The organism is Arthrobacter sp. HMWF013 (genome assembly GCF_003061105.1).
In the GTDB taxonomy this organism is placed as follows: Bacteria; Actinomycetota; Actinomycetes; order Actinomycetales; family Micrococcaceae; genus Arthrobacter.
The window spans coordinates 7,646-29,036 of record NZ_QAIQ01000710.1 but is presented as its reverse complement, the minus strand read 5'-3'; the positions used below and the strand labels follow the sequence as shown (position 1 = coordinate 29,036).

Below are 21,391 nucleotides of genomic sequence, written 5' to 3'. Positions count from 1 at the left end.
GCTGTGGAGTCGGCATAGACGTACGTCAAAGTAGCCACCGCTGACTGACGGCAGGCTGACCTCGAACATTGACGGATAGCTCCCACGACATCCCAGACTACTCGCTATGGCCGGCCGTTCGGCGTATTTGCAGCACTGTCGCCGCGCCAGAGCGGGATTGTGGATTGTGTCGCGTAAATCTTCGGCCGGGTTTAGAGTCAATGTATGCAGTCATCGAACCATGAATCAGCTTTTACGGTCCGGTTGGCTGACCCGGATGTCCGCAACGGAGAGACGGGTTTGGGGTCGCCGGGCCGAAGCTTCGCGATGCGCCGCCGGAACCGCCACGGCCGGGGCCTGCGTGGCGAACTGATGTTGCCAACCCACCCCGGCTATCGGACGCGGTCCGACAGATTTGATGACATGGTGCTCGATTCAGCACAGCGGCTCCACGACATCTGGGGCAAAACCCTCGATGGCGTGCGGTTTGCTGTTGATGAAATACCGCCCCAGCTGGAGCAACTGGTGGCCGATGCCTCGCCGCCGCCCATGGGCGCCTACACCCCCGCCACGGCGGAGGAAGGCCCGGTCATCACCCTGTACCGCCGCGTGGTGGAACAGGGCTGCGCCACCCGTGAGGAACTCCAGGACCTTGTTCACGACGTCGTGGTGGAGCACACCGCCGAAATGCTCGGCGTAGCGCCTGAAACGCTGGACCCGGTGTACCGGCGCCGGTACTGACCGGTTTTACTGGGCGTTTTGACAGACTGGGCGTTTTGACAGCCGGACTGGCTCCCTTATTGCCTGCTGGTACTGATTCCCGGCTGGTGCGGCAGCTGACCGATTACCCCCCGCTCTCTTAGGGCTGAAACGACCAGATAGTTGCCGCCAGGTTGCCGGACGCTTGGTCCCGTCCGGTCAGTACCCGAGAGTGACCGGCACCTTTTCCTGGCCCGATGCCGCCGGCATGAAGGCCAGCGTGGAAACGTCTTCCCGCCCATCCTGCTGCAGCAGGAGGGCTCCGTAGGCGGCGTCACCCGAAGCTGAGACGATGTAGCCCACCACGTCTGCTTCGTCCACTTTCTCCGGAACCTTGATGGACGTGGTGGTACCGCCGGCGACGTCTGCAGTTGCGGCTGCCCGGATCTTGCCGTCCGCGGTAATGGGGGCGTAGGAAATCGTTGCCCGGTTCTCCAGGACCCCGAACACGAGGATCCGCTCCCCGCCCTGCGGCACCGGAACCACATGCTGGCTTCCCAGCCGGACCCCGGATGCAGCCCATGCAACGTCCAAGGCCTTCTCGCTGGCCAGGCCGCGCGTGACCCTGGCCGCAGCCACGAAGGAGACATCCGAACTGGTGGAGACGGTGTAATGGCCGGCCGGGACCCCGGCCAGCGACACCTCGGTGACGGAACCGGCTTTTGCGGTCACGACGCCTCCGTTGGGAAGGGCCTTCTGGCCGTCACGGCCGAAAAGCTTGACCTCCACCACAGCATCCGCGGAGCCGGGGACCGTGAGGGAGAGTGTCGGACCGGCGTCGTCGAAGCCACCTGTCCCGGTGACGGCGGCGATTCCGGCCGCGTCCTGGATATCCACCCCGGTCATGACCTGCCGGGACGCGGGCGCAGCCCCTGGGGCGATGAAGTCGACGCCGCCGGGCGTGAGTCCCCTCAGGACACTCTGCTGGATGGCAGCCGCTACAGGACCGCCGGCGCTGCGCACATGGACGCTGAGCTGCTCTTCGCCGGGAGCGAGGCCGGCCAAAACAATGGACCGCGTGGTCCCAGGCGCCACCAGCAGTCCCCTGCTGCCTGGGGCCTGGATCTGCCCCTGGCCGCCGAAGAGTTCGAGGCTGACAGTGGCGGGCGTGCTGGAGGCATTGCTGAGCACCAGCACGGAGGTGCGGCCCACCGTGGTGCTGGCACCGGCGAGCCAGAGGTCGTTGGCGGGCGCCTGGCAATTGGCCGCTGCGGACCCTTGGAGGTCGCCGTCCGTGGCCGAGAATTTCAGGACTCCCGCGGCTGAGGGCTTCAGGCCTCCCAAGGCATCGGCTCCCAGAACGGTGGGGCCTTCAACTTGACGGCCGGCCAGCACGCCAGCGATCAGGTCCTGGGGACCTGTACTCTCTCCGGGCTGGCCGCCGCCCTTGGCGATCTCGACGGCGGTACTTCCGTCGAGCGCGGACAGCCGGCTTCCGGGCATCACACCGCCGGGTGCACTGATGACGGCTCCGGTGACAGCGCTGTTGGCTGTGGCTGATTCAGGGCTGAACTGCGGATCAGTGCCGGCCTCGGTCCCCTCGAGCAGGCGCGCAGGCCCGGGACACACGCCCAGGCTCGCGCCGGCCGGAACGGTTGCCAGCGCGGCCGGGATGCTCCGGTTCCCGGCGGGCTCAGGCACGATCGACCCGGCAGCAACCATCCCGCCGGCCGCGGCCACTATCAGTACAGCCGAGGCCAGCCCGGCCAGCGTCTCACGGCTGAGGGTCCGGCGGGCCGGGGGACGTGGTTGTCCGGCGGCGTCATCGGCCAGCGGCGCGTCTGCCGCGGCCACGTCTGCCGCGGGTGCGTCGTTATGCATTCCGGTGTTCCTTACGCAAAGATCCCTCGTCCCGGGACAAACCGGTGTTGGGCCGGCGGGCGGGCATGGGGATGGCGAGCATCACGGTAAGTCCGATCACCGTGATCTGCGCGATCCCGGCCCAGAGGGCCCAAGGGACGTCGTAGCGGATGGTCAATTGGCCTGCCGACGCCGGCAAGGTGAACGCCTGGGCGGAGCCGGAGGTGGTGGCGGTGAGTTTCCGTCCGTCCAACCAGGCGCTCCAGCCTGGGTCAGCCCGTTCGGCCAGCACCACCAGCCGGCCTTCCGGTCCTTCGGCGACGGCAGTATCGACGTCGTCGTACCTTGAGGGCACCAACGCGACAGTGGCTCCGGCACCGTCAACTATCCGGACGCGGTGGGCAACATCAGCGGGCTGAAGTGTGGGCTGGTTCAGCGGGGTGATGCGCCACAGCCAGCCGACATCGGTCTGCCCGACTGCAACGAGCCCCGGCACGGCGTCCATCCTGCTGGCCGTGAGCTGGGCGGCGGTGTCGGCTGAGCGCAACACCACGAACCCGGCCCCGAGCCGCTCGAGCGCAGGCCGGGGGTCCACGCCCTGGCCGGCCACCAGAGTGGCCACGACGCTGCGGATGGAGGCCGTGACGTCGTCGTCCTCCCTGACGGTCTCCTGGCCGGGTGCGCCCATGATGTTCCGGGAAGCCGCAATGGCCGACAGGCTGTCCAGCGTGGTCCCCGCACCGCGCATCAGGGCGGCATCGAAGGTGCCGTTCTCCCGGGTGCTGATGAGCAGTGTGCGTGTCTGCTCGGGTCCGGTTCCGCGGTCGATGGCGGTGGCCGGGAGGGTCCGCGCACTGCCGGCCTCCACCAGGCGCGGTGTCCCCAGCGCCGGGCCGGACGGCACCTCGGTCAGGGGAGCCGCGGCGGTGGACCGGAGCATGTTCTGGGCGGACCATACCGCCATGCCGGCCAGTGGTCCGGCAAGCAGTACCACCATGGCAAGGGCTGTGGCGAAGCGCAGCGCCACGTTGCGCCTGGTGCTTGATGAGGACGCCCTGTCCGCGGCATCAAGCAAACGCTCGGCGCCAATGAGCGCGGCACCCAGCAGGGCGAAGCCGGCCGCGGAGACCGCCGGGCCGGTGAAAGGGGTGACCAGGGTGTCCGCGTTGGCACCTGTGGCTATGTGCCCTGCGAGCCAGGATCCGGCCAGGACAATCAGTGCTGCCGACCAGAGAACGCGCGCTGTCCGGGTCCTCTTGCCTGGCACGAACAGAGCCGCGACGGCCAGGAGCAGGACCGGTACCGCTATCAGCATCGCCAGCAGGAGTGCCCACGGGATCGTTTGGCCGCTGAAGAACGGCAGGCCGTGCAGTCCCCCTGACGGGGAGAAAAGCAGGGGCTGCCCCAGCAGCTGCTGCCATAAGGGAGCGGCTTCAAAACCCAACGGAACGCCGGGATCGGCGAGCAATGCCCGTGGCCGGTCGATGACTGAGAGTCCAAAGGGAATGAAAAGCGCGGCACTGGGCAACAGCGCCCACCAGACCGTCCGGCCCCGGCGGCCCAGCATCAGTCCGCAGATGACAATGATGACGGCGGCCGGTATCAGCACGGAAGGCGCCGACGCGGCCACCACAGCGAGCGCCAACCCCGCGGCGGCTGCGGCCGTCCAGGAGGGCATGCCGTTGATTCCGGGCCGGGCAGGCGGTTTCTCGGTGAAACGCCGATCACCGGGGACCGGCACCGCAAACCGGCCGTGGCCCACTGCGGAGCCGGTGGCGCGCAGGAGGGCCAGCCCGAGCAACGGAATCATGAGATGGGCCACCAGGGCTCCCACGCGTCCCTGGTTCAGTGCCACGTGCAAGGCCGGTGCGGCAGCCCAGACAAGAGCAGCCACGAAGCGGAAGCGGCGCCGGAGCGTCAGGGCGCCGGCCGCGAACCAGGCCGTCAGTCCGGACAGCGGAGCTGCCAGCAGCAGCAGCCAGGCCATGGCGGCGTTGGCATCTCCCCCGCCGAGCAGCCCCAGGATCCACAGAACGTAGCCGAACGGGTCTCCCCTGCCGGGAAGGCCGGCCCCCAGGCTGATCCACCAGCTGGAGGCGTGATGCCAGATTTCGCCCAACGTGGCGGAGACCGGAATGAGGCCGCCACCGGAGACTGCCTCGGCGCGGAACAGCCCACTGAGCGCAAGGAGGGAGGCTGCTGAGGCGATCATGAATGCCGCGAGTGCGCCGGTCCCCACCCAGCCCCGTTCGCTGGTGGTCAGCGCGGCGAAGTCATCGGCTGAATCTCCGGTGGGCTGGTTAGCGAGGGGGTCCTGGACGAGGCCGTCGGGTGTGGAGTTGTCGGCGCCCAGGGCTTCCATCAGGGAACGGCGGTGGTTCCAGACTTCCCGCCGGGGAGTCTGCAGCTTCTGGATGACCGAACGCCGGATCCGCCGTGTCCGGGCCGCCGTCCGCCGCGCCTTGGCAACGGCACGGGGCCTGGCGAGGGCAGCGAACGTGGCCACCAGCTGGGAGAAACCGTGGCCCGGGTCTTTGACCGCAATGCTGAGCACAAGTTTGAAAATGCTGCCCAGGAGCGCACCCACTGCGTGAAACGGAACCTTCCACAGCGGGGCGTGCGTGAGGCGGAGATGGACCTGGGCTTTGCGGGCAGCTGAGGGGTTGCCCTGTCCGTGGGGCCTGTGCGCCACGTGGAACATCCTGGCCGTGGGGACCACCACCACACGGTGCCCGGCGAGGCGGTTGCGCCAGCAGAAGTCGACGTCATCGCCGGTGCCGGGCAGGGCGGGGTCGAACCCCCGCAGATGCTCCCAGATATCGCGGCGTACCAGCATGCCGGCCGAATTGACCGCGAAGGTGTCCGTGCGGCCGTTGTATTGACCCTGATCGAGTTCGTCGGCATCGATGAGGGTGAGCCGCTCCGCCCAGCGGCTGGTGGAGAGCCCGACGTCGATGAGCCGGCGCCCGGCGTGCCAGTCCAATTGCTTGCAGCCGGCGACAGTCACCGATGGTGCGCGCTCCACGGCTGTCAGCAGTTCGGCCAGTGCCTCCGGCGCCGGGGCTGAATCGTCATGAAGCAGCCAGATCCATTCCGTCCCGGCGCGTTCAGGCTGGCCTTCCCACGGCGAGAGTGCATCGAGCCCTGCCCGTACGGCGCCTCCCATTCCGCTTTTTCCGTGCGGAAAACTGGTCACGCTGGCTTCGCCGAAGGCCCCCTCCAGGAGCGCTGCGGAGCCGTCACGCGATCCTGTGTCCACCCCGATGAAGGAGTCGGCGGGCCGGGTCTGGTCCGCGAGGGCAGCCAGGGTTCTGGGGAGATAGGCACTGCCGTTGTGGGACACCACAACGGCAGTGACATGCACTTCCTTAAGAATTAGACTGCCCGCTTCCTTAGCCGCCGGCGCTCGCGCTCGGAAAGGCCTCCCCAGATGCCGAACCGTTCGTCATTCGCCAGCGCATATTCAAGGCACTGGGACCGCACGTTGCAGGCGCCACAGACCTTCTTGGCGTCCCGAGTGGAGCCGCCCTTCTCCGGGAAGAAGGCCTCAGGATCAGTCTGTGCGCACAATGCGTCAGTCTGCCAGCCGAGTTCGCCTTCGTCGTCGAAGTCCTGCCTTAGCGGCAATCCGATCCACGCCGGCTGCGTGATGGTATCTGCGGTACGCAGTTCCATCGGGGGGTCCAGGTCGTCATCGTCCTGGCCGTGGCCGCCGTCGAGAAGAGCTTCGTGCGCCGCCAGAAAGGCCGTGGCCTGATCATGGCGGGAGTCGCTGGTGTTGCGGTTGTAACGGTCCGCGGCGCCGGGATCGGCAGGATCCACGTACCAGTCACTTGGAACGCCGCGTGAACGGTATTTGGCCGTCGCCTCAGCGGCGACGACAGCATTTTCATGGATACGCTCTGCTTGCCCCATGCGACCCTCCTGAAAGTTGCAGCCTCTGCCTGAATCCCTGGGCACTCGGTTGTGTGCCTGTATTTACGCAGTGGCCTTATATATCTAATTACACGTGTGTAACTACAGGCGCGTCAAGCCGCGGAGGGATAATAATCAACTTTCCGGCCCAAGCCCGGGCACGCCACGCCCGGGGATTTTCAGCCAGCCGGGCGCGTCGGGCGGGAATAGCGCTGCCCCGATGGCCCGTACCGCCAAGTTCCCTTGATTTACGGCAGAAAATACAGGCAGCGGGCTAATAAGACAAATGGAATGACGAATCAGAGTGAGGAAGATCACACGACCCCCGGCGGTCCGACTGATTCGACTCAGGCGCCCGGCGCGGCGCCGGCGCTGCCGCGGCGCAGTCCGGCGCGGCCCCGGCCCCGCCATGATGCAGGAGGGTCCAGGCAGGGTGCGGCCGGAGGCGCAGCCGGCAGGGACCGGCCGCAGGCGTGCGTGGCAAGATATAGCCATGAGCATCCCGGCTATCGAACTGATGACGTCCCTGCGTTCCGGCCACGCCACGTCGCCCCGCCTGACCTGGTACGGGCCGGATTCCGAACGTGTTGAACTCTCCGGCAGGGTCCTGGACAACTGGGTGGCAAAGACCAGCAACCTCCTGCAGGATGAGCTGGATGCCGAGCCTGGAACGCGGCTCAGCGTTTCCCTGCCGGCCCACTGGAAGTCACTGATTTGGGCGCTTGCCGCCTGGCAGCTGGGCATGGAAACGGTACTTAACGGTGGCGACGCCGAACTGCTGGTCACAGACAGTCCCGGCACGGTCGAGGGAAAGTTCGACGCCGTGATCGCCGTGGCGCTGCCTGCCCTTGCCATGCGGTGGCCCGGCGACCTTCCTGCCGGAGTCATCGACTTCGCCTCCGAAGTCCGCATGCACGGAGATGTTTTCCTGGCACACAGCGACCCGTCACAGACCGGCTGCGCGGTGCAGGGTCACGACGGCGTGCGGCACCTCCACCGGGACCTGATCACGGGCTTTGCCACGCCGCACGACGAGGGTGTCCGGCTGCTGGTCCCCGCCGCCACAGGCCTCGAAACGGCACTGGCAGACTCGCTCGGTGCCTGGAACCGCGGCGGCTCAGTAGTTCTGTTGCACCCCGACGTGGAACTGACAGACAAGCTGATGTCGGCGGAACGTATCCACGGCGAGTAGCGATCGAACCCCGCTAAGGCTGGCGCGGCCTTTCGGTTTCCTCTTCTGTCGGCTCGCGGTACTGGGCGGCCACAGGAGCAACTGCTTTCCCATGGTGGTGCGACTCGATGAGCTCGTGGTCGTGGGAGAACTCCGGCTCCTGGTCCAGTTCTTCGTTGAAAACCCAGAAGCGGTAGGCAAAGAACCTGAAGATCGTGCCGAGCACGAGTCCCACCACGCTGCCTGCGATGAAGAGGGACGGTTTGTCGTTCAGGTCCAGAATGTACTTGGCGAACCAGACACAGCCCGAGGCGATCAGGAGTCCCACCACGTTCATCACGGCAAAAAGCGCTGCTTCGCGGGCCACGTTGGCCTGTTTGCGGTGACGGAAAGTCCAGTAGCGGTTGGCAACCCAGGAGAAGATGCTGGCCACGATCGTAGCCAGTGCTTTGGCCCACACCTCGCTGTTGTGCATCGGTCCGGTGAAGAGCCAGATAAATACAGCCGAGTCTATGACGAATGCCACACCGCCGACTGCGCCGAATTTGGCGACCTCACGCCAAAAGAGCGAGGCCAGTCCCCGTATTCGTTCTGCAAGTGAGCTAAGCATGACCCTCCAAGGCCGTCGGATTGTGGGCCACACGGCCAGAGACCATTTTAGCCCGGAAACTGGCCTGTCCGCCCCATCCGCCCGGCAGGAAGGGGGCAGGATTACCCGAAATCCGGCCCCGCGACGTCTGAAAGCCGGGATCCGTTGAGCTTTTCTGTAGGCTGGCATATGTGACTTTTCCAGTAATCGGCGTGGTTGGCGGCGGCCAACTTGCGCGCATGATGGCCCCTGCCGCCACCGCCCTCGGCTTTGAACTCCGTGTCCTCGCTGAGGCGGAGGACGTTTCGGCGGTGTCGGCTGTATCCACTTCGCCGGTGGGTGACTACAAAGACCTGCAGACGCTCCTCGACTTCGCGGATGGCCTGGACGTCATGACGTTCGACCACGAGCACGTCCCGACGGACCACCTCCGCGAGCTTCTGGCCGCCGGAGTGAACGTGCAGCCCGGCCCGGACGCCCTTGTCAACGCACAGGACAAGCTGGTGATGAGGGCGGCCATCGACGGCCTGGGGCTGCCGAACCCCACCTGGGCTTCGGTCCCCGATGTCGCCGCGCTGGTGGACTTCGGCGATAAGACCGGCTGGCCGGTTGTTCTCAAAATGCCCCGCGGCGGCTATGACGGCAAGGGTGTGCGGATCATTGACTCCGCCGACGACGCCGCCGGCGCCGCTGAGTGGTTCGAGGCCATGAGCCCGCTCCTCGCCGAAGCGAAGGTCGACTTCAGCCGCGAGCTGTCCGCGCTGGTGGCACGGACCCCGGGCGGCGAAGCCCGTGCGTGGCCGGTAGTCCACACGATCCAGGTGGACGGCGTATGCGACGAGGTCATCGCTCCCGCCCTTGGCGTCCCACTGGAGGTTGCCGCCGCGGCCGAGGACGCCGCGCTGCGGATCGCCAGTGAACTCGGCGTGACCGGCGTGATGGCGGTGGAGCTCTTCGAAACACCGGGAAGCGGAGCAGGCTTCCTCATCAATGAGCTGGCCATGCGGCCACACAACACCGGCCATTGGACCCAGGACGGTTCGGTGACCAGCCAGTTTGAACAGCACCTGCGCGCAGTCCTGGACCTTCCGCTCGGCGCCACTGACGTGCTGGGACCCGTGGTGGTCATGAAGAACTTCCTGGGCGGCGCCAACCAGGACCTGTTCTCCGCCTTTCCCGCCGCCCTCGCCAGCGAGCCTGCGGCCAAGGTCCACTGCTACGGCAAGTCGGTCCGGCCAGGCAGGAAGATCGGCCATGTCAACCTTGTGGGCAGTTCCACAGCCGATGTTGACTCAGTCCGGCAACGTGCCACCAGGGTGGCCGCCATCATCCGCGACGGCCGGGTACCGGCTGAAGAAACAGTACGGATTTCCGAGGAGAACGCATGACCATCGAATCCACGTCCGGCGCTGCAGACACAACGAACAGACCGCTTGTCGGCCTGGTGATGGGATCGGATTCGGACTGGCCCGTGATGGAGGCCGCAGCCGATGCGCTGGCTGAATTCGGCATTCCCTTTGAAGCCGACGTCGTCTCCGCCCACCGGATGCCCACCGAAATGATCCGCTACGGCCAGAGCGCCCACGAACGCGGGCTGCGGGTCATCATTGCCGGTGCCGGCGGTGCTGCACACCTTCCCGGCATGCTGGCAAGCGTCACGCCACTGCCTGTTATTGGCGTGCCGGTGCCGCTGAAGACCCTTGACGGCATGGATTCGCTGCTCTCCATTGTGCAGATGCCGGCAGGGGTCCCCGTGGCCACCGTTTCGATCGCCGGGGCCCGCAACGCCGGCCTCTTGGCCGTCCGCATCCTGGCGGCAGGCACGGACACACTGGCCGCGTCCCTCCGCGCCGATCTCCTCGATTTTGCTCAGGAGCTGAACGACACGGCCACCCGGAAGGGAGCGAACCTCAGGCAGAAAGTCAGTGAGGTTTTCGCTGACGGCACCGGTGTTCTCCGGGGCAGCAGCTAAGGTACCCCGAAGATGTCCAGAAGCGAACAGCAGCCCTCAGCAGGGGCGTCCATGACCGATCCCGTGCGCTATCCGTCCGCGGCCTCGGAGCCGATGCGGACCAAGCGTGGCTTCGTACTGGTCCTCATGACCCTCCTGGTCCCCGGCAGTGCCCAGATTGTTGCCGGTGACCGCAGGATCGGCCGCATCGCCCTCCGCGTCACGCTTGCTGTGTGGGCCCTGCTGGCAGCCGCTGCGCTGCTGTTGCTCCTGAACCGGTCCCTGCTGATCAACATCATCACCAACCCGTTCGCTTCCCTGGTGATCATCCTGGCCCTTGTGGCACTCGCACTGGGGTGGGCACTGCTTTTCATCAATACCCTTCGGCTGATCCGCCCGCTCCTGTTGGCACCCAAAGCCCGTCCCGCCGTCGGCATCGCACTGGTCCTTGCGCTGATCCTGAGCAGCGGCACGCTTGGCTATGCCGCGTACCTGCTCAATGTTGGCCGCAATGCCATCGGCAGTATTTTCTCTGCAGGACCTTCGATCGAGCCTGTGGACGGCCGCTACAACTTCCTGATGATGGGCGGTGACGCCGGTGACGACCGCACGGGCCGCCGTCCGGACAGCCTCTCGGTCCTCAGCGTGGATGCCAAGACCGGGCAGACTGCCATCATCTCCGTGCCCCGCAACCTCCAGAACGCCCAGTTCAGCGAGGACTCCCCCATGCGGCAGATCTACCCGGACGGCTACGACTGCGGCGATGGCTGCCTCATCAACGCCATCAACACCGAAGTCACCAACGAACACGCCGATCTCTACCCCGGCGTCGCAGACCCGGGTGCGCAGGCCACGCTGGAGGCCGTCTCGGGGAGCCTCGGCATCACGGTCCAGGCCTACGTCCTGGTGGACATGGACGGCTTCGCCAAGCTCATCGATGCCATGGGCGGCATCCGGATCAAGGCCGGCGGCTGGGTCCCGATCAGCGGCGAAACCATTGACGAGGCCAGCGGCATCCACGGCATGCCGCTGGGCTGGATCCCGGCCGGGGACAATACGCTGGACGGCTATCACGCCCTTTGGTACGGCCGCTCACGCGAATTCGTTGACGACTACGCCCGCATCGCACGCCAGCAGTGCGTCCAGCAGGCCATGCTCCAGCAGCTCGATCCAGCGACGCTCCTGTCGAAGTTCGAGGACATCGCCAGCGCCGGAACCAAGGTGGTGGATTCGAACATCTCCTCCTCGCAGCTGGGGAGTTTCGTGGACCTGGCCATCAAAGCCAAGGGACAGGACGTCAAGCGCCTCACCATCGGGCCGCCCGATTTTGACGCCTCCTTCTCCACTGTCCCGGACTTCGATGTCATCCACGACAAAGTGGACCAGTTGCTGGCCTCCGCTTCGGGACCCCAGGCTGCCGGGCAGCCGGGCACAAACCTGTTCGACGGCGAGCAGGTGGACGGCCTGCAGATCGACACGGCCCAGGTATCCGCCGCGGGCGGACGGCTGCAGGCATCGGGCCCGCTTCAGCCAACTGCCCTGCCCGCCGCCGGCCGGTCACCCGCCCAGCAAACGCCGGCTCCGTCGTCGGGCTTCACTCCGGTCACCACAACCCCCGACGGCGAGCCGATCACCGAGGAGCTGCTGAACCAGCTCAAGAGCATGGGCGACGAACAGACGCTCCGCGAGTTGGTAGCAACGAACGGCCAGTGCGCGCCTCTGTAGGTGACCGCCTGCCGCACCGCCAACCCACCTCCCTTGCAAGCCCCGTAGACCTGACAACCAGTAGACCAGAATGGACACCGGCTGTGTACGAAATCGAAAATGCCCTCCGCGATTACGCCTGGGGCTCCACCACGGCTATTGCCGGCCTGCTGGGGCGCCCGGAGTCCGGCAACCCTGAAGCCGAGCTTTGGATCGGGGCCCACCCCGGCGACGCTTCGCTGGTCCGCCGGCCGGATGGCTCTGACATCCCGCTGGACCAGCTCATCGCGGAGGATCCGGAGCATTTCCTCGGCAGCGAATCCTTGGCGGAGTTCGGCCCCCGGCTGCCCTTCCTGACCAAGATCCTTGCCGCCGCCCAGCCGTTGTCCCTCCAGGTCCACCCCAGTATTGAGCAGGCCAAAGCCGGCTTTGCCCGGGAGAACGCACAGGGCGTCGCGCTGGATGCACCCCACCGGAACTACCGCGATGAGAACCACAAGCCGGAAATGATCTTCGCGCTGACCCCGTTCGAGGCGCTGTGCGGGTTCCGGGCCCCAGCAGAGACCCGGAAGATCCTGCTTCGGCTTGCCGCGTCATTTGACCTGGCGGGGACGGAGATCCCGCCAGTGCTTGGGCAACTGCTTGAAGACCTTGCGGACCCCGACGAAGGCAACGGCATCCGCAAGGCCTTCGAACGGCTGATGACCGGCGACGAGGCAGTCTCGCACGCCACTGCCATGGTGGCTTCGGTCCTGATTTCCGGGGCACCCCTCACGCCGTACCAGGCAGAGCTTTCCACGGTAGTGAGCCTGAACGAGAAGTATCCAGGGGATCCGGGCGTCCTGATCTCGCTGCTGCTCAACAGGATCTCCCTGGCACCCGGCGAGGCTGTCTACCTCCCGGCCGGCAACGTGCACGCCTACCTGCATGGCCTGGGCGTGGAGGTCATGGCCTCGTCCGACAACGTGCTCCGCGGCGGCCTGACACCGAAATTCATCGATGTTCCCGAGCTGCTGCGGACCGTCGAGTTTAAGCCGGTGGCCGTTCCGATGCTCGCACCGGAAGTTTCCGGCCTCGGCCAGGAGCTCTACCAGCCTCCCTTCCGCGAGTTCCAGCTTCAGCGGATCGAACTGTCCCCCGGCGGCGCTCCGGTTCCGCTGGCGCAGGCGGGAGCCGCCGTCGTGATTGTGGTTCAAGGCTCGATCTACCTGGACTCCCCCAAGGGCGACCTGCAGTTGGCCCGCGGCGGCAGCGCCTTCCTGCCGGCTTCCGAAGCGCCCGTCAATGTCCACCCCGTGACCGGGTCGGAGGAAACGGCCATCGCCTTCGCCGTGACCACGTCCATGAAGGCCTGACCGGTGGAGTATTTCCTGCAGACGCAGGCTTGGGCGGACACCCTGTCCTCGCTCGGCCGCACCATTCACCAGCAATCCGGCCCCGGTTGGAGTTTCCTGGCCGTTGAGGAGAAGAACGCTGCGGGCAAGGTGCTGTACGCCCCTTACGGGCCGGTGGCCTCGTCCGCTGCCGCGTTCGACGCCGCCCTTGCCGCCTTGGTCGAAACGGCACGTTCCATCGGGGCCGTGTTTGTCCGTATCGAGCCTGTTTCCGCCGGGCTTGAGCCGGCGTCCGCCGCAGCGGAACTGCGCCGGCGGGGCCTGCGGCCTGCGCCAGTGAACCAGCAGCCTGAACTCACGTGGATCGTTGACCTCGACCGTGATTTCAAGGAAGTCCTGGCGGAGATGAAGCCGGTCAACCGGAACCTCTACCGGAACATCCACAAAAAAGGTGTCACTTTCCGGACCTCGCAGGATCCGGAGGAGATAGGGATCCTGCTCAATTTCCTGCACATGACGGCCCGCCGCAATGGCTTCAAGCCCCAAAGCGACGAGTACCTGACCCAGGTTGCAACATCCCTGATGCCGGCCGGCGCGGCGACGCTGTTCGTGGCCGAACTCCACGGCGAACCCATCGCCGCGGCGCTGGCTTACGATTCCGCTGACACCCGCACCTACGCCCATGCAGCCCTCGATGATACCCACCGGAAACTCAGCGCCGGGATTCCGCTCCTGGTCACGCTGATGGCCGATGCCAAGGACCGTGGACTGAAGCACATCGACCTGTGGGGGGTTGCACCGGAGAACGCGCCCGATCACAAATGGGCAGGTTTCACCGCGTTCAAGAAGTCCTTCGGCGGCTACGAGGTGGCTTACCCGGGCACCTGGGACCTCCCGGTGAAGAAGCTCCGCTACAGCGCCTACCAGTTGACCCGCCAGTTGCGGGACAGGATCATCTCGCTGAGGGCAGCCCTTCGGGCCCGGAAGACGACGTAACGCCGGTTTTATCCGACCCAACCAACGCCAGAGGCCCTGGATCCGTGTGGATCCAGGGCCTCTGGCGTTTACGGGTGCGGGGCCAGTCAGTTCTTGCGGGCGTAGCCTTCCCACTTGCTGGCCTGGTGCTCACCGTCAACGAAGCGGATGGTGCCGGACTTTGAGCGCATGACGATGGACTGCGTCAGAACCGTGTTCTTGGAGTAGCGTACGCCCTTGAGGAGGTCGCCGTCGGTGATGCCGGTGGCCGCGAAGTAGCAGTTGTCGCTGGAGACGAGGTCGTTGGTGGAGAGCACGCGGTCCAGATCGTGGCCGGCGTCGATGGCCTTTTGCTTCTCGTCGTCGCTGGTGGGCCAGAGGCGGCCCTGGATAACGCCGCCCAGGGACTTGATGGCGCAGGCTGCAACGATGCCTTCCGGCGTGCCGCCGATCCCCATCAGGGCATCAACGCCGGTACCGGAACGGGCTGCGGCAATAGCACCTGCGACGTCGCCGTCCATGATGAACTTGGTGCGCGCACCGGCTTCGCGGATCTCTTCAACCAGCGGGCGGTGGCGGTCGCGGTCCAGGATCATGACGTTGAGCTGGTTGACCTTCACGCCCTTGGCCTTGGCGATCAGGTGCAGGTTCTGCTTAACCGGCAGGCGGAGGTCAACCATGTCGGCGGCTTCCGGGCCGGTGACGAGCTTCTCCATGTAGAAGACGGCGGAGGGGTCGAACATCGATCCGCGCTCAGCCACTGCCAGGACAGCAAGTGCGTTATTGATACCCAGCGCGGTCAGGCGGGTTCCGTCGATGGGGTCCACGGCGACGTCGCACTCGGGGCCGGTGCCGTCACCAACGTGTTCGCCGTTGAACAGCATGGGGGCTTCGTCTTTTTCGCCTTCGCCGATGACCACAACGCCGTTGAAGTGGACGGTGCCAAGGAAGGAGCGCATGGCGTCGACGGCGGCGCCGTCGGCCTTGTTCTTATCACCGAAGCCCACCCAGTGGCCGCCGGCGATGGCCGCGGCTTCGGTGACGCGGACGAGCTCGAGTGCAAGGTTGCGGTCCGGCTCGTCGATTCCCACGGCCAGGGACGGGGAGATCGTGGAATACTGCTGGGTCATGGGCGTAGGTGACACGTGAACCTCTTCTTCGAGTGGCGATCATTGGACCCGCTCGGCCGGATTCAGCCATGCGGTGATTCCTCTGCTTCTGATCATAGTCGCGGCGCCATCCTCCGGGCGCGCCATGACGCGGCTCCGCAACATGGGATCTGTGCAGGTCCGCCGCTCCCGAATGTGGGTTGAGCCCGATCATGCGCGACTATAGAGGGGTGAGTGAAATGCAGGAAAAAACCAGCCCCGGGCCCGACCCCACCGACTCCGGACGCCAGCACGGGGACGTCAACGCGGGCGAATCCGGCCCCGTACGCCCCGTCATTCCGGCTGCCGCGGCCAAGCGGGCCAACGCATCCGTGATCGGCATGATCATCGCCCTGGTTGTCAGCATCGCCGCCTTCCTGCCCATCGTCTTGATGAATCCGCTTCCCAAGAGCGACGGCTTCCGGCCCGACATCAATGTCAGCGAGGTGGCCCGCAACGCAACGGATGTGGCGGGATTCACACCGGTGGCACCGGATACGGGCAACACCTTCACGTCAAACTACGCCCGCTGGGAGTCTGGCAGCGGCAGCGGCGTTCCCACGTGGGAAGTCGGCTTCCTGACGCCTAAGGATTCCTTTATCGGCCTGGTCCAGACCCGGCAGCCCAACCCCACCTGGCTCGTCCAGCAGACCAAGAGCGCCCCCGTCACGGGAACGCGCAGCGCCGGCGGTCAGGAATGGGAGCTGCGGGACACAGGCAAAGGCGAGAAGTCCATGGTGCTCGATTACCGCGGAACCACCGTTGTCCTGACGGGAAGCGCGCAGCTGGACGAGTTCGCTGTCCTGGCCGCCGCCGTCGTGAAGTCCATGGAGGGCAGTCCGGCCGTCACAGTTTCACCCTCTGCCGGTACCGCACCGTAAAGTAGGCGCGTGGCTACCTACCTGACCCCTGCCCTTGCCTGGCGCCGTCTGCGCGAAGGTAACGAACGTTTTGTCAACGGCGAGTCTTCGCACCCGAACCAGGATGCTTCACGCCGCTCCTCGCTGGTGGAAAACCAGCATCCCTTTGCCGTGATCTTCGGCTGCTCCGACTCCCGGCTCGCGGCCGAGATCATCTTCGACCTGGGCCTCGGCGACGCCTTTGTGGTGCGCACGGCCGGCCAGGTCATCGACGACGCCGTCCTGGGCTCTTTGGAGTACAGCGTCAGTGTCCTGGGCGTGCCGTTGATCGTGATCCTCGGACACGACAGCTGCGGCGCGGTCAGCGCCACCAAGGACGCTATCGAGACGGGTCAGATGCCCACGGGGTTCATCAGGGACCTCGTGGAGCGGATCACCCCCTCGGTGCTGACGTCCATGCGGAATGACCAGCACGAGGTCAATGACATGGTGGTGGAGCATACGAAGCAGACTTCACAGCGCCTGGTGGACAGCTCCCGTGTGATTTCTGACGCAATCGAAAAGGGCCGGGCGGCTGTCATCGGCCTCTCGTACAGCCTCGTCGAAGGCAGGGCGAATGTGGTTTCAGGCATTGGCGAGCTCTAGGCACCCGCCAACGCACCGCCCGTAGCATGCGGTTCACGGTTTTAGCCCGGGCCGCCAATCGCCCTAAGCTAGCCCCATGACTTCCACTGAAGAATTCCGCATTGAACACGACACGATGGGCGAAGTCCGCGTCCCCGTGAACGCCCTGTACCGTGCACAGACGCAGCGTGCAGTTGAGAACTTCCCCATTTCCGGCAAGACCCTGGAGCGCGCCCACATCGAGGCGCTCGCCCGCGTCAAGAAGGCTGCTGCCCAGGCCAACGCTGAACTGGGAGTGCTCGACGGCGAGCTTGCCAAGGCAATCGCTGACGCTGCCGATGAGGTAGCTGCCGGCAAGTACGATGGCGACTTCCCGATCGACGTCTTCCAGACCGGTTCCGGCACGTCCTCGAACATGAACACCAACGAGGTTATTGCCGAGCTGGCAAGCCGCGCCCTCAAGGCCGCCGGAAGCGACAAAGTTGTCCACCCGAACGACCATGTCAACGCCTCGCAGTCCTCCAACGACGTCTTCCCCACGTCCGTTCACGTTGCCGCCACCTCGGCCCTGATCAACGACCTCATCCCGGCGCTTGGCTACCTTGCCGAGTCGCTGGAGCGCAAGGCCGTGGAGTTCAAGGACGTCGTCAAGTCCGGCCGCACCCACCTGATGGACGCCACCCCGGTTACGCTCGGCCAGGAGTTCGGCGGCTACGCAGCCCAGGTCCGCTACGGCATCGAGCGGATCAACGCCTCACTCCCCCGCGTCGCTGAAGTTCCGCTGGGCGGCACGGCAGTTGGCACCGGCATCAACACCCCCGCCGGCTTCCCGGAGCGCGTCATCGAACTGCTCGCCACTGACACCGGACTCCCCCTGACGGAGGCCCGCGACCACTTCGAGGCCCAGGCAAACCGCGACGGCCTCATCGAAGCGTCCAGCCAGCTGCGCAACATCGCGATCTCCTTCATGAAGATCAACAACGACCTCCGCTGGATGGGTTCCGGCCCCAACACCGGCCTCGGCGAAATCGCCATCCCGGACCTGCAGCCGGGCTCCTCGATCATGCCGGGCAAGGTCAACCCCGTCATCTGCGAGGCGTCCATCATGGTCTGCGCCCAGGTGATCGGCAACGACACCGCGATCGCCTGGTCCGGCACCAACGGCGCCTTCGAGCTGAACGTCGGCATCCCGGTCATGGCCGCCAACCTGCTCGAGTCCGTCCGCCTGCTGTCCAACACCAGCCGTGTCATGGCCGACAAGATGATTGACGGCATCACCGCCAACGTGGAGCGCGCCCGCTTCCTCGCCGAGGCTTCGCCGTCGATTGTGACCCCGCTGAACAAGCACATCGGCTACGAAAACGCGGCCAAGATCGCCAAGAAGGCCGTCGCCGAAGGGCTCACCATCCGCGAGACCGTCATCGCCATGGGCTTCCTGGAGCGCGGCGAGCTGACCGAAGAGCAGCTGGACACCGCACTGGACGTTATGTCCATGACGCGTCCGCCGCACAAGGCCTGAGTCCCCCCGCCTCCCTGGCTTCGCTCCGCTTGGGCGCGACGTCGGCCGCCCACCTTCCGCGTGAAGGTGGGCGGCCGACGTCGTTAACCGGGTTCCATCGGTCTTTACGTATCTGTGCTGGGCTCCCGACGCCGTCGCCTTCCTAAAATTGCACTTACTTAAGAATAGTGCAAACATATACTTTGTGAATCAAAGTGCAGTTATAGAGGGCGGCCTTCGCGAGCGGAAGCGCGCGGCGACGCGGGCTGCCATTACCGCCGTCGCGCGGAAACTGACCGCCGAACGGGGACTGAACGGCTACACGGTGGAAGAAGTCTGCGAACAGACGGATATCTCCCGACGGACGTTCTTCAACTACTTCCCCACTAAAGAAGACGCCATCCTTGGTCACGTCGACGATGAGATTCCGCAGGACGTCATCGAGGATTTCATTGCCCGTGGTGGGTCATCCGCGCCCGGCGAAATCTCCCCCACGCTTTTCCAGGACCTGATCGTCCTCTCCCTGAAACTGTCCGAGAACATGGCCGCCTCCGAAGAGGAAACGCGCCAGTTGATCGGCGTTATCAAGAAGGAACCCCAGCTGATGCTGAGGATCATCGGAGCCACTGAGGAGCGCGAGGCCGAATTCGCCTGTGTGCTGGCCCTCCGCGAAGGCGTTGCCCCGGAGCATCCGGTGATCCAGATGGCCGTGGTCCTCCTGGGGAACATCGCCCGCAAGAGCAGCTGGACCTACTTCTCCGATGGCAACACGCGCCCCTACCGCGAGCTGCTGCTGGAGAACATCTCCGCCGCCCGCCAGCTCTTTTCCCAAAACTTCGAAGAACCCTTACCCGCAAAAGGAAACTCATGAGCACCACTGTCAGTCCCAAGGCAGCGGCCGGACCGCTGCTGTTGACCCAGAAACGCATCTGGATCATATTCTCCGCGCTCATTGCCGGCATGTTGCTCTCAAGCCTGGACCAGACCATCGTTTCCACGGCAATGCCCACCATCGTGGGCAAGCTCGGCGGCGTGGAGCACCAGGCGTGGATCACCACCGCCTACCTGCTGGCCACCACCATCGTGATGCCGATCTACGGCAAATTCGGTGACATCCTGGGCCGGCGCAACCTGTTCCTGGTTGCGATCGCCCTGTTCACTCTGGCTTCGGTTGGTTGCGCATTGGCTACCGATTTCTGGGGCTTCGTGATCTTCCGCGCCATCCAGGGCCTGGGTGGCGGCGGCTTGATGATCCTGTCACAGGCCATTATCGCGGACATCGTCCCCGCCAAAGACCGCGGAAAGTACATGGGCCCGCTGGGCGCCATCTTCGGACTCTCCGCCGTTGCAGGCCCCCTGCTCGGCGGCTTCTTCGTGGACCACATGACCTGGGAGTGGGCCTTCTACATCAACATTCCCATCGGTGTCGCTGCTTTCGCCATCGCCTGGTTCACCCTGACGCTGCCGAACAAGAAGGCTGAAAAGCGGATCGACATCCTGGGCGTTGTGCTGCTGTCCGCCGCGACCACCTGCCTGATCTTCTTCACGGATTTTGGCGGCAAGAAGGACGAGGGCTGGGATTCACCCCTCACCTGGGCCTTCGGCGCGGGACTGGTGATCTCCGCTGCTGCCTTCGTCATGGTGGAACGCCGCGCGGAGGATCCCATCATTCCGCTGAGCCTTTTCAAGAACCCGATCTTCATCAACGCCACTGCCATCGGATTCACCCTGGGTCTGGGCATGTTCTCCGCGATCGCCTTCGTGCCCACCTTCCTGCAGATGTCCTCGGGCACTTCCGCCGCCGAGTCCGGCCTGTTGATGCTGCCCATGATGGTAGGCCTGATGGGCACTTCCATCTACTCGGGAATCCGGATCTCGAAGACCGGCAAGTACAAGATGTTCCCCATTCTTGGCGCCGCCTTCACCATGGCTGCAATGCTTTGGATGACCACCCTGACGGCTTCCACCCCCATCTGGGTCATCTGCGTCCAGCTGTTCATCTTTGGTGCAGGCCTCGGCCTGATCATGCAGGTAGTTGTTCTCGTGGTTCAGAACTCGGTGCCCGCCGATCAGATCGGCACCGCCACCAGCACCAACAACTACTTCCGCGAAGTCGGCGCAGCCATGGGCGTGGCGGTCTTCGGTGCAATCTTCACCAACAGGCTGTCCGAGTCCCTGACCACCGCGTTCACCGGGGCCGGCGCATCAGCAGAGCAGGCGTCACAGTCCACCAGCACCCTGGATCCGCAGGCATTGAGCCAGCTTCCGGAGCAGTTGCGGGACGCCATCGTCAACGCCTACGCCGAGTCGTTGGCGCCGGTGTTCTGGTACCTCATTCCGTTCATCGCTGCGGCGCTGCTCCTGGCCATCACACTCAAGCAGATCCCGCTCTCGGACACTGCCGGAATGGTGGCCCGCGGTGAAGCTGTGGGCGGAGAGGAAGCCGACCGGCTGGAGGCGGAGCACCTGGCCCTGCTTAACGGACAAGCCGGGAAGGCTTCTGCTCCCGAGCAGAACGGCACTTCCGAGGCTGTTGCTGGTCACGGCTCTGAGGTCATGAAGGACGACGACGGCGAACTCGTTTCCCAGCCTCGGTGACGGACCAGGAGGCTGACAGGGATAGCCGATTGACCGGACGGGGCAACCGACCGACGGGACGGCCGACCGGCTGACCGCAGGACGGGATTGACCGGACGGGACGGCCGAACGGACGGCACAACTCACCGGCTGACCACAGGACGGGCCGGCCGGCCGGGACAACTCACCGGCTGAGCCGTTGACTCGCTGACTTAACGAAGTACAAGTAGACCCGCCGTACAAATCGACCCGCAAGGGCGCCGCAATCTTTGGGGGTTGCGGCGCCCCTGCTGTGTGTCAGGCTATCCAGCGAACGTTCGGCGTCCCGCCTGGATTTTGGCTCATGCCGATTCAGGGATCTGGGCATGGCCGTGCTTCGGCAACGCTGGACTGAAGACTGCTTAGCTCCTGAAGCAGGTGTTCCGGCCAATGTGGTGGTTCCCAGTCGGGTTGTTCGCTGGCGTAACGTCGGCCTGTGGGTGAGATCCAGCCTGGCGGTTCGTCTTG

General features: G+C 65.4%; 18 protein-coding genes. 12 read left to right on the top strand and 6 right to left on the bottom strand.

Features of this window, described 5'->3' with window-relative positions; genetic code table 11:
- Positions 1-86, bottom strand: an 86-nt coding sequence (locus DBR22_RS22995) for a DUF3499 family protein (RefSeq protein ID WP_146187638.1), incomplete at its 3' end; no start/stop codon positions are given.
- A gap of 118 nt (positions 87-204) precedes the next feature.
- Here DBR22_RS22995 and DBR22_RS22990 point away from each other — a divergent pair.
- The gene (locus DBR22_RS22990) at positions 205-720 is read left to right on the top strand and encodes a metallopeptidase family protein (protein ID WP_108600876.1); all 516 of its coding nucleotides are present in this window, start codon (positions 205-207) and stop codon (positions 718-720) included.
- A 177-nt stretch (positions 721-897) separates the two neighbouring features.
- Here DBR22_RS22990 and DBR22_RS22985 read toward each other — a convergent pair whose 3' ends face one another.
- From DBR22_RS22985 to DBR22_RS25120, 3 genes are read right to left on the bottom strand one after another with little or no spacing between them, the layout of a single operon-like run.
- Positions 898-2,559: a DUF5719 family protein gene (locus DBR22_RS22985; RefSeq protein WP_219928160.1), complete on the bottom strand. Its 1,662-nt coding sequence runs from the start codon at positions 2,557-2,559 to the stop codon at positions 898-900.
- The gene (locus DBR22_RS22980) at positions 2,552-5,902 is read right to left on the bottom strand and encodes a glycosyltransferase family 2 protein (RefSeq protein WP_108600875.1); all 3,351 of its coding nucleotides are present in this window, start codon (positions 5,900-5,902) and stop codon (positions 2,552-2,554) included. Before DBR22_RS22980 ends, DBR22_RS22985 begins: the two co-directional genes overlap by 8 nt.
- A gap of 11 nt (positions 5,903-5,913) precedes the next feature.
- Entirely contained in the window at positions 5,914-6,453 is a 540-nt protein-coding gene (locus DBR22_RS25120; protein WP_108600874.1) for a WhiB family transcriptional regulator, read from the bottom strand.
- Positions 6,454-6,946: 493 nt separating this feature from the next.
- Here DBR22_RS25120 and DBR22_RS22970 point away from each other — a divergent pair, with 493 nt between their 5' ends.
- Positions 6,947-7,645 (top strand): TIGR03089 family protein, encoded by a 699-nt coding sequence (locus tag DBR22_RS22970; protein WP_108600873.1) that lies wholly within the window; start codon positions 6,947-6,949, stop codon positions 7,643-7,645.
- A gap of 13 nt (positions 7,646-7,658) precedes the next feature.
- Here DBR22_RS22970 and DBR22_RS22965 read toward each other — a convergent pair whose 3' ends face one another.
- The gene (locus tag DBR22_RS22965) at positions 7,659-8,234 is read right to left on the bottom strand and encodes a GtrA family protein (RefSeq protein WP_108600872.1); all 576 of its coding nucleotides are present in this window, start codon (positions 8,232-8,234) and stop codon (positions 7,659-7,661) included.
- 170 nt (positions 8,235-8,404) lie between these two features.
- Here DBR22_RS22965 and DBR22_RS22960 point away from each other — a divergent pair, with 170 nt between their 5' ends.
- The 5 genes from DBR22_RS22960 (at position 8,405) to DBR22_RS22940 (ending at position 14,198) form a co-directional block, all read left to right on the top strand.
- Positions 8,405-9,601 carry a 5-(carboxyamino)imidazole ribonucleotide synthase gene (locus DBR22_RS22960; RefSeq protein WP_108600871.1) on the top strand — a complete coding sequence of 399 codons (1,197 nt, stop codon included), beginning with the start codon at positions 8,405-8,407 and terminating at the stop codon, positions 9,599-9,601.
- Positions 9,598-10,185 carry a 5-(carboxyamino)imidazole ribonucleotide mutase gene (gene purE / locus DBR22_RS22955; protein WP_108600870.1) on the top strand — a complete coding sequence of 196 codons (588 nt, stop codon included), beginning with the start codon at positions 9,598-9,600 and terminating at the stop codon, positions 10,183-10,185. The genes DBR22_RS22960 and purE overlap by 4 nt, the downstream gene beginning before the upstream one ends.
- A gap of 12 nt (positions 10,186-10,197) precedes the next feature.
- Positions 10,198-11,889 carry an LCP family protein gene (locus DBR22_RS22950; protein ID WP_108600869.1) on the top strand — a complete coding sequence of 564 codons (1,692 nt, stop codon included), beginning with the start codon at positions 10,198-10,200 and terminating at the stop codon, positions 11,887-11,889.
- Between the two features lie 83 nt (positions 11,890-11,972).
- A complete protein-coding gene (gene manA / locus DBR22_RS22945) occupies positions 11,973-13,223 on the top strand; it encodes a mannose-6-phosphate isomerase, class I (RefSeq protein ID WP_108600868.1) in 1,251 nt (416 codons plus the stop codon).
- Between the two features lie 3 nt (positions 13,224-13,226).
- Positions 13,227-14,198, top strand: a complete 972-nt coding sequence (locus DBR22_RS22940) for a lipid II:glycine glycyltransferase FemX (protein WP_108600867.1) — start codon at positions 13,227-13,229, stop codon at positions 14,196-14,198.
- Positions 14,199-14,284: 86 nt separating this feature from the next.
- Here DBR22_RS22940 and glpX read toward each other — a convergent pair whose 3' ends face one another.
- Positions 14,285-15,307 (bottom strand): class II fructose-bisphosphatase, encoded by a 1,023-nt coding sequence (glpX, locus tag DBR22_RS22935; RefSeq protein ID WP_181365305.1) that lies wholly within the window; start codon positions 15,305-15,307, stop codon positions 14,285-14,287.
- Positions 15,308-15,525: 218 nt separating this feature from the next.
- Here glpX and DBR22_RS22930 point away from each other — a divergent pair, with 218 nt between their 5' ends.
- The 5 genes from DBR22_RS22930 (at position 15,526) to DBR22_RS22910 (ending at position 20,905) form a co-directional block, all read left to right on the top strand.
- The gene (locus tag DBR22_RS22930; protein WP_108600865.1) at positions 15,526-16,206 is read left to right on the top strand and encodes a DUF4245 domain-containing protein; all 681 of its coding nucleotides are present in this window, start codon (positions 15,526-15,528) and stop codon (positions 16,204-16,206) included.
- A gap of 9 nt (positions 16,207-16,215) precedes the next feature.
- On the top strand, positions 16,216-16,830 hold the full coding sequence (locus tag DBR22_RS22925; protein WP_108600864.1) for a carbonic anhydrase: 615 nt from the start codon (positions 16,216-16,218) through the stop codon (positions 16,828-16,830).
- 76 nt (positions 16,831-16,906) lie between these two features.
- Entirely contained in the window at positions 16,907-18,328 is a 1,422-nt protein-coding gene (locus DBR22_RS22920) for a class II fumarate hydratase (protein WP_108600863.1), read from the top strand.
- A 184-nt stretch (positions 18,329-18,512) separates the two neighbouring features.
- Positions 18,513-19,178: a TetR/AcrR family transcriptional regulator gene (locus DBR22_RS22915; RefSeq protein ID WP_108600862.1), complete on the top strand. Its 666-nt coding sequence runs from the start codon at positions 18,513-18,515 to the stop codon at positions 19,176-19,178.
- Positions 19,175-20,905, top strand: coding sequence for an MDR family MFS transporter (locus DBR22_RS22910; protein ID WP_108600861.1), 1,731 nt, complete (start codon positions 19,175-19,177; stop codon positions 20,903-20,905). The genes DBR22_RS22915 and DBR22_RS22910 overlap by 4 nt, the downstream gene beginning before the upstream one ends.
- Positions 20,906-21,391 lie beyond the last annotated feature (486 nt).

What these genes read in the sequence shown, in the direction of transcription:
- DBR22_RS22930 (WP_108600865.1), top strand. Translation starts at nt 15,526, where the DNA reads ATGCAGGAAAAAACCAGCCCCGGGCCCGACCCCACCGACTCCGGACGC.
- DBR22_RS22950 (WP_108600869.1), top strand. Translation starts at nt 10,198, where the DNA reads ATGTCCAGAAGCGAACAGCAGCCCTCAGCAGGGGCGTCCATGACCGAT.
- DBR22_RS25120 (WP_108600874.1), bottom strand. Translation starts at nt 6,453, where the DNA reads ATGGGGCAAGCAGAGCGTATCCATGAAAATGCTGTCGTCGCCGCTGAG.
- DBR22_RS22970 (WP_108600873.1), top strand. Translation starts at nt 6,947, where the DNA reads ATGAGCATCCCGGCTATCGAACTGATGACGTCCCTGCGTTCCGGCCAC.
- DBR22_RS22985 (WP_219928160.1), bottom strand. Translation starts at nt 2,559, where the DNA reads ATGCATAACGACGCACCCGCGGCAGACGTGGCCGCGGCAGACGCGCCG.
- glpX (WP_181365305.1), bottom strand. Translation starts at nt 15,307, where the DNA reads ATGACCCAGCAGTATTCCACGATCTCCCCGTCCCTGGCCGTGGGAATC.
- DBR22_RS22920 (WP_108600863.1), top strand. Translation starts at nt 16,907, where the DNA reads ATGACTTCCACTGAAGAATTCCGCATTGAACACGACACGATGGGCGAA.
- purE (WP_108600870.1), top strand. Translation starts at nt 9,598, where the DNA reads ATGACCATCGAATCCACGTCCGGCGCTGCAGACACAACGAACAGACCG.
- DBR22_RS22990 (WP_108600876.1), top strand. Translation starts at nt 205, where the DNA reads ATGCAGTCATCGAACCATGAATCAGCTTTTACGGTCCGGTTGGCTGAC.
- DBR22_RS22910 (WP_108600861.1), top strand. Translation starts at nt 19,175, where the DNA reads ATGAGCACCACTGTCAGTCCCAAGGCAGCGGCCGGACCGCTGCTGTTG.
- DBR22_RS22965 (WP_108600872.1), bottom strand. Translation starts at nt 8,234, where the DNA reads ATGCTTAGCTCACTTGCAGAACGAATACGGGGACTGGCCTCGCTCTTT.